General features: G+C 73.0%; 6 protein-coding genes. 3 read left to right on the top strand and 3 right to left on the bottom strand.

Annotated features, from left to right (window positions below; genetic code table 11):
• From QH283_RS17840 to QH283_RS17830, 3 genes are all read left to right on the top strand, one after another.
• A partial coding sequence (locus tag QH283_RS17840; protein ID WP_280504123.1) for an SDR family NAD(P)-dependent oxidoreductase occupies positions 1-4,042 on the top strand: 4,042 nt, incomplete at its 5' end.
• Positions 4,043-4,077: 35 nt separating this feature from the next.
• On the top strand, positions 4,078-5,070 hold the full coding sequence (gene ispH / locus QH283_RS17835) for a 4-hydroxy-3-methylbut-2-enyl diphosphate reductase (RefSeq protein WP_280504122.1): 993 nt from the start codon (positions 4,078-4,080) through the stop codon (positions 5,068-5,070).
• Between the two features lie 5 nt (positions 5,071-5,075).
• Positions 5,076-5,525 carry an SRPBCC domain-containing protein gene (locus QH283_RS17830; RefSeq protein ID WP_280504124.1) on the top strand — a complete coding sequence of 150 codons (450 nt, stop codon included), beginning with the start codon at positions 5,076-5,078 and terminating at the stop codon, positions 5,523-5,525.
• A gap of 5 nt (positions 5,526-5,530) precedes the next feature.
• On the opposite strand, the gene QH283_RS17825 is transcribed toward QH283_RS17830, so the two are convergent.
• From QH283_RS17825 to bioB, 3 genes are read right to left on the bottom strand one after another with little or no spacing between them, the layout of a single operon-like run.
• A complete protein-coding gene (locus QH283_RS17825) occupies positions 5,531-6,193 on the bottom strand; it encodes a DUF2567 domain-containing protein (protein WP_280504121.1) in 663 nt (220 codons plus the stop codon).
• A complete protein-coding gene (locus QH283_RS17820) occupies positions 6,193-6,420 on the bottom strand; it encodes a hypothetical protein (protein WP_280504120.1) in 228 nt (75 codons plus the stop codon). Before QH283_RS17820 ends, QH283_RS17825 begins: the two co-directional genes overlap by 1 nt.
• Positions 6,421-6,435: 15 nt before the next feature.
• Positions 6,436-7,449, bottom strand: coding sequence for a biotin synthase BioB (gene bioB, locus QH283_RS17815; protein WP_280504119.1), 1,014 nt, complete (start codon positions 7,447-7,449; stop codon positions 6,436-6,438).
• Positions 7,450-7,712: the final 263 nt, after the last annotated feature.

The following is a 7,712-nucleotide window of genomic DNA, read 5'->3' as shown; positions in this document are numbered from 1 at the left end:
CGCCGCGCCGCCCCCCCCCCCCCCCCCCCCCCCGGGGTTCCCCCCCCCCCCCCCCCCCGGCCCGGGGGGGGGCGGGGCGCCCCCCCCGCGCCGGGCCCCCCCCCCCCCCCCGCGCGTCCTCGACGCCGCCCTGGCCTACCGGGTCAACCACAGCGCCGATGACCGGCGGGTCGACCTCGAGGGCGACGCCGGGGACGGCCACCCGGGCCTGCTCGGCGCCGTCTGGGGGGAGAAGCCCACCGTGGTGTTCGCCTTCGGCGGTTTCGGCGCACAGTGGCTCGGCCCCTCGACGGTCGCCGATCCGATCCTGCGCGCCCACCTGCGCGAAACCTACGCGACGGTGCGCGCGCACATGTCGGAACACGAACGCGCGCTGCTCGACGGTGACGGGGACATCCCGCCCGCGCTCCAGCCCTACGCGACCTTCGCCACCCAGGTGGCCGTCGCCGAGACGCTCCGCGACTACGGCATCGTCCCGGACGCGGTGGCCGGACACAGTTTCGGCGATCTGGCCGCGGCGGTCGTCGCCGGAGCTCTCACCGCGCGGGAGGGCGCGCGCCTGCTCGCGGCTCGCACCGAGGCGGTGCGCGAGTACGCCCGTGACACCGCGATGATCGTGATCACCGGCGAAAACGTGCGTGACGACGCGCGGTGGCTGCCCGACGTGGCCGACGTGGCGGTGGTGAACAGCGCGCACTGTGTGGTGGTGGCGTGCGCGAGCGATCGCGTCGACGAGGTCGGCACGGCGGCCGCCTGCCACGGCTACGACGCACGTCCGCTCGAGGTCGTGTTCGGCTCGCACAGCCGGTTCGTCGAACGGGCCGTGCGGGCCTTCGAGCCCGCCACCGCCATCGGTGACCGCACCACGCCGATCCCCTTCTACAGCTCCACCGTCGGGGCCGGGGCGCGCGCGGGCGCGGTGATCGAGGCCGGGCACTGGCCCGCCAATCTCGGCAGGCGCGTGGAGTTGCCGCCGGTGGCCGGACGTCTCGCCGAGGACGGACACGGCGTCGTGATCGACATCGGGCCGCGCCCGGTGCTGGCCGCACATCTGCGCGGCCAGTTCCCCGGTCTCGTCGTCGCCATCGACGCCGCGGCCGATGCCGGCTTCCTGCGCACGACGCTCGGCGCGCTGTTCACCGCCCAGGTGCCGTTCCGCCCGAAGCGGCTGCCGCCGTGGAGTTCCGAACTCGCCGCGGCACTCACCTGGTCCCGTGCGGCGCGCCCGATCCCCTCGCTGCGCCCGGCGGCGCACCAGGGTACGGGCGCCCGGGACGCCGACCGATTCGTCTATCGCTTCACCGGCGAACAAGTGCGGCTCCTCACCGGACACCGGGTGCGCGGGGAGGCCGTCGCGCCGGGCACGCTGACACTCGGCTGTCTGGCCGACGCGCTGGGCCGGACCGGAGACACGGTCCGTCTGCACGATGTCCGCTTCCTCGAACCGGTGGCTCTCGACGAGGACACCACGGAACTGACACTCACCATCACCCGCGAGCAGGACGACGTCCGGGTGTCGTTCAGCACCGGCCGCGACGGCGAACCGGCATTGTGTGCCACGGCGGTCGTGGAGGCGGTAGGTGATCCGGTCCCGGTGACGCTCCCCCTGCCGTTGGATCTCACTCCCATCCCCGTCGACGAGTTCTACGCCGCTTTCGCCGCCGCGGGCAATGCCTGGACCGGGCCGTTCCGGTCGATCGTCGAACTGTGGGCCTCGGATACCCACGCGCACGTCGAATCCGAGCTCACCACCTCCTGCGGGCTCGGCCGCGGCATCGATCCGGCGCTGCTGGACGCCGCGCTGCACGGGGTCGCCGCCGTGCGCTACCGGATGGCCGCCGGGCTGTCGCCACGGGCGTCGTTCTTCTTCGAAGGCGTCGACACGCTCACCTTCCACCGGCCGCTGCCTTCCGGGCGCGCCCGCACCGTCATCGCGCCGAACGCCACCGGCGACGGCTACGACGTGGCCGTCCTCGACGCGGAAGGCAGGCTGGCGGTGCACTGCGCGGGGTTGCGTATCCGGCCGCTTGCCGCCGCTCCCGATATCGCGCCGCTGCATCGCACCTGGGTTCCCCTCGCACTGTCGGCACGCCGGGTGGACCGCCACATCGTGCGACTGCGGGGCACGCGTCTGGGCGAGGCGCTGGATGTCGCCGCCGTCGACCCCCCGCGGGCGGAAGCGGCGTGCGAGGCCGTGGTGGCGGCCGTGGGTCCCGGGGCAGAGCTGATCGTCGACCTGCGCGGCGGCGTGGGGACGCCCGGCTCTTCGGCCACCGATCGTCTCGCCGCACTCGGTATGGTGCTGGCCCACCTTGCCCGCGCCGCAGGCGAGGCCGGTGTGCCGCTCGCGCTGGTCACCGACGACATCGAACCGGCCGATGCCGCCGACGACGGCACGGTCGCCGTCGATCCCGCCGCGCTCTCCGAGAACGCGCTCTCCGAGACCACGCTCTCCGAGGCCACGCTCTCCGAGACCAGGGGAGACGAATTCCGCTCCGCTGCCGCCTCGTTCGCGTTCTCACTTGCAGGCGCCCTGCCCTACGAGTTCCCCGCCCTCCAGGTCGTCGGCATCGCCGTCGCGGGGACAGGTCCGCTGGGGGCGCTTCCCTCGGTGCTCGAACTCGCCGGGCGCGGTGAGCACCGCCTCCGTCGCGACACGGGCGGGCTCTTCCGGGCGGCACGGCTGTCGGCCACTCGCGCTCCCGCCGCGCCACGTGCGCGACGCGGCGCGGCGTGGTCGGCGCTGGTCCGCGCGCGGGCGGACCGGAGGGCCGAACTCGCCGTGGTGTGGCGCGACCCCGAGTTCGGGCCGCGCGGCATCGGGAGCAAGCGGCTGCCCGAGGGTTACGACGCGGTGCGGGCGCTGCCCGACCTGCTGAGGGCGGAGGCGGACACCACGGAACCGACGCGGGCGGACCCGGTCACCTGGCCGCGGGCACTGTCCCCCCACGCGACAGCCCGCCTGGACGAGGACGCGGCGATTCACCCGCCGCACCGGCGAGCCACCGCCCCGACCGATGCCGGCCGCCGTGTCGCGGTGGTCGTCGGCGGGGCGGGTGGTCTGGGCAGGCAGCTCGCGCGCGACCTGCTCGGCCGGTCGTTCTCCCGGGTCGTGCTCGTCGGCACTCGTACGCATCCGCAGACCGACGATCTGGGCGAGCACCCCGAGATCCATTACCTCCGGTGCGACATCGCCGATCCCGCGTCGGTCGAGACGATCGCGAACCGGCTCGCCGAGCTCCGCGCGACCGAGACCCATCTGTTCCAGCTGGCGGGCAGGTTGTCGGCGGGACCACTCACCGAACTCACCCACGCGGACTGGGTGCGGGTACTCGGGCCGAAGGTCGACGGCACCCGGCACCTGCTGGAGCTCGCCCGGCGCTGCGACGCCCGGATGCTCGTCGCCTACTCCTCGGCCTCGGCGGTGCTGCCCTCCCCGCAGTTCGCCCACTACGGGGCGGCCAACGCCGCGATGGAAGGGGTGCTGGCCGCGGCGGCCGACGTGCGCTCGGCCGGTGTGCGCTGGGGTTTCTGGTCCGGGCCCGGCATGCTACGCGACCTCGACTCGGACCGGGAGTTCGCGCCCGACGGGGTCGAGCAGATCGACGTGCAGGACGGGCTCGGCTTCCTGTGGCACGTGCTCGGCGAGTACGGACACGACATGCCGGTCTGTTATCCGGCCGACTGGGCGAGCGTCACGGCGCGCTATCCCTCGCTGGCCCGCGACGCGCTGCTGCGGGAGCTGCACGAGCCCGCGCCAGGACCGTCACCGCACGACGCGGCGCCGGCAGCCACCGCCTCGACCGCCGAACGCACGAGCGAGGTGGAGTCGCTGATCATGGAGACACTCAGGATCACCGACGTCTCGCTGGTGCGCCGAGCCCCCAAGCTCCGTTCGCTCGGACTGGACTCACTGCTGGCCGTCGAACTGCGCGCCAAGATCAAAGCCACCTTCGGCCGTGCCGTCCCCATCCGCACCCTGCTCGGCCCGATCGACGCCGGACAACTGGAGGCCGTCGTCTCCGGCCGGGCATCGGAATGACCGTGCCGTCGCCCCATCGTCCCGAAGGGAAGATCATGACCGCAGGCACCACCTCGACCGGCAGCAGGCCCGGCCCCTCCGACGAGCGCACCGTGCTGCTGGCCGACCCGCGCGGATTCTGCGCGGGTGTGCGCCGGGCGATCGCCATCGTCGAGCAGGCGCTCGAGCAGGCGGGACCACCGGTCTACGTCCGCAAGGAGATCGTCCACAACCATCGCGTGGTCTCCGAATTACAGGCACGCGGTGTCGTCTTCGTCGACTCCGAACAGGAAGTGCCGGAAGGCGCCCTGTGTGTCTTCTCCGCGCACGGGGTGTCCCCCACCGTCCGCGCCGCCGCCCGGGAGCGCCGCCTCGACGTCATCGATGCGACCTGCCCGCTGGTGGCGAAGGTGCATCAGGAGGCTCGGCGCTTCGCCAGGGAAGGACGCACACTGCTGCTGGTCGGTCACGCCGGACACGAGGAGGTGGAGGGCACCTACGGCGAGGCGCCCGCGCAGACCATCGTGGTCGAGGACCTGCGTGCGGCCGAGCGACTCGATCTGGATCCCGCCACTCCGGTCGCGATCCTGACCCAGACCACCCTGTCGATCACCGACACCGAGGCGATCACCGGCGTGCTCCGGGCCCGGTTCCCGGACACCGCGACCGCTCCCGCCGGCGACATCTGCTACGCCAGCGAGAACAGACAGCGGGCGGTGGCCGCCCTGGCCGAGCGCACCGATCTCGTCCTCGTGGTCGGATCGGCGAATTCGAGCAACTCGATCCGCATGGTCGAGGTGGCCGCCGCCCGCGGGGTCACGGCCCACCTGGTGCCCGACGCCGGTCATCTGCGACCGGACTGGCTGGGCTCCGCGGGCACCATCGGAGTCAGCGCGGGCGCGAGCGCGCCGGAGGAACTGGTCGATGAGTTGCTGACCGCCCTGGCCGCACACGGTTATACGCGCGTCGAAACGCTGCGCACCGCCGAGGAACATGTCGAGTTCGCACTACCGGCGCGGCTCACCGAGCGGCAGGAGGTCACCCGTTGACGCGGATGCCGAACACCCTGGCCACGCAGATCGTGATCGCGGCCCCGAGCGCCGAGGTCTGGTCCGTGCTGACCGATTTCGCCGCGTACCCGCGGTGGAGTCCGGTCATCGAGCAGGTGCGCGGCAGGCCGGAGTCCGGCGCCCGGCTCACTGTCCGCATTCTCGGCCCGACGGGACGAGCGGTCACCGCACGCCCGACGGTGGTGGCCTACGAGTACGGCCTGCTGCGCTGGGATGCCGTACTGCTGCATCCCCGGATCCTCAGCGGCCTGCACGAATTCCGCCTGGAGGCGGTGGACGCGGACACGACCGTGGTACATCACCGCGACACCTACAGCGGTCTGCTCGCGCGTCCGCTCGCCCCCCTGCTCGCGGCCAACGAACCACTCATGCGAAGGCAGAACGAGGCCCTGCGTGACCGGGTCGCCGAGGTCGCCGCGGACAGGCGCGGCTGATCCGGTCAGCGGGCTCGCTCGGCCTCCTGGCCGGGCCGGGGCTGCGGGAGGGGCTGCTGATCGCCCACCGCCCCCGGCGAATCGAAGGCGGGGACCGCGCTCCACTGCGGCGTCGGCGCCGTGCGGCCGAGCGAGCTGATGTAGCCGGTGCCCAGATCGTCGGAGGTGCTCAGCGCGACGAAGAACAGCACCACCAGGGCGGCGACCAGCGGCTGCACCACCAGCGCCAGACCGGTGCCGATCCCGGTGGGCAGCGTGACGATCGTCCCGACGGCCGGGTCGTCGGCTCGCGGGTGCAGCAGCTCGGCGACCGTCTCCCCGCTCCACGCCATCGCGTAGGCGCCGATCAGCGAGCCGGCGAGCAAGCCGATCAGCACCAGCGGCCCGCGCACCGGCCGCAGCAGCCGCCACACCGCGACCGCGGCGAGCAAGCCGGTCACCGCGCCGAAGCAGACGAACATCGCGACCGCGTCGAACTGGTGCAGGCTCTCCCCCAGCAGCGCCGAGCCGCGCCCCGGCTGGGTCACCAGCAGTTGTTCGGTGGGGGCGGTCACCCCCCACAGCGCGCCCGCCGCCAGGCTCACCGCGACCACCGCCGCGACCACCCACAGTCCCGCCGAGGCCTCCGCGCGCACTCCCGGCGCGCGCAACCCACCGCCTGCGGCCATCAGCGGCGTTCCAGGCTCGCGGAGTCGAGCACGCCGTGCCGGGAGCACTCGGCCCACCAGCCGTCGGGGCTCACCTGCACGACCATGCGCCTGCCGCACGACTCGCAGTAGCGCGGCGGCTCCAGGCCGAGGGCCGCCGCCGCGGGCACGCTGTCGTCGGCACCGGGCACGATCGGCCGGCCGGTGAACGGGTTGTAGCGCTCGTCCATGTCCAAGACCCTACCCATCGCGCCGCGCTCGCCTCAGAGGGTTTCGTTGAGCGCTTTGATCGGCATCTTCAGCTCGCCGAGCAGGTCGAGGTCGGCCTCGGCGGGCCTGCCGAGCGTGGTCAGGTAGTTGCCGACGATGACGGCGTTGATGCCGCCGAGGATGCCCTGCTTGGCGCCGAGGTCGCCGAGGGTGATCTCGCGGCCGCCCGCGAAGCGCAGGATGGTGCGCGGCAGCGCGAGCCGGAAGGCCGCCACAGCCGTGAGCGCTTCGGCGGCGGACAGCACCTCGAGGTCGCCGAAGGGGGTGCCCGGGCGCGGATTGAGGAAGTTCAGCGGCACTTCGTCGGGTTCGAGTTCGGCCAACTGGGCGGCGAATTCGGCGCGCTGCTCCAGGGTCTCGCCCATGCCGAGGATGCCGCCACAGCACACCTCCATGCCCGCCTCGCGGACCATGCGCAGGGTGTCCCAGCGCTCCTCCCAGGTGTGCGTGGTGACCACGTTCGGGAAGTGCGACCTGGCGGTCTCGAGGTTGTGGTTGTAGCGGTGCACGCCCATGGCGGCCAGCTGGTCGACCTGTTCCTGGGTGAGCATGCCCAGCGAGCAGGCGACCTGGATGTCGACCTCGTTGCGGATGGCCTCGACGCCCGCCGCGACCTGCGCCATCAGCCGCGCGTCCGGCCCGCGCACGGCGGCGACGATGCAGAACTCGGTGGCGCCGGTCTTGGCGGTCTGCTTGGCGGCCTCCACCAGGCTGGGGATGTCGAGCCAGGCGGCGCGCACCGGCGACTGGAACAGGCCGGACTGCGAGCAGAAGTGGCAGTCCTCGGGGCAGCCGCCGGTCTTGAGGCTGATGATGCCCTCCACCTCGACCTCGGGACCGCACCAGCGCATGCGCACCTCGTGGGCCAGCGCGAGCAGCTCCTCCAGCCGGTCGTCGCCCAACCGCAGCACCGCGAGGGTCTGTTCCTGGGTCAGCCCCTCGCCGCGCCCGAGCACCTGCTCGCGCGCGATCTCGAGGATGTCGGTCTGAACGGGTGCCTGGGTCACGGCGTTTTCCCTTCCGGCGGGACAGATCGTCGGCGTGGCGGCTGCCTCGACCGAGGTGACCGCCGTACTTGAACGGTGTTCAAGCAATCTTGAACGGCGTTCAGGTTAAGGTAGGGACAGGTGTGAGTCAAAGCACCCGCCGACCCGGCGGGCGTGGCGGCGGGTTCGCACCGGGTAGCGTCGAGACCCCGCCGAGGTGGGCGAGGCGGAGAAGACGACGGGGCCGCGCGGGCGGGAAGGTGACGAGCGAGTGCAGCTGCACA

The sequence above is a fragment of the Nocardia farcinica genome, from assembly GCF_029867845.1.
In the GTDB taxonomy this organism is placed as follows: Bacteria; Actinomycetota; Actinomycetes; order Mycobacteriales; family Mycobacteriaceae; genus Nocardia; species Nocardia farcinica_A.
This window is presented reverse-complemented; position numbering and strand designations above follow the sequence as displayed.

Bases quoted from the DNA above. Each gene is read 5' to 3' on its own strand.
- QH283_RS17825 (WP_280504121.1), bottom strand. From the start codon at position 6,193: ATGGCCGCAGGCGGTGGGTTGCGCGCGCCGGGAGTGCGCGCGGAGGCC.
- QH283_RS17830 (WP_280504124.1), top strand. From the start codon at position 5,076: ATGCCGAACACCCTGGCCACGCAGATCGTGATCGCGGCCCCGAGCGCC.
- ispH (WP_280504122.1), top strand. From the start codon at position 4,078: ATGACCGCAGGCACCACCTCGACCGGCAGCAGGCCCGGCCCCTCCGAC.
- QH283_RS17820 (WP_280504120.1), bottom strand. From the start codon at position 6,420: ATGGGTAGGGTCTTGGACATGGACGAGCGCTACAACCCGTTCACCGGC.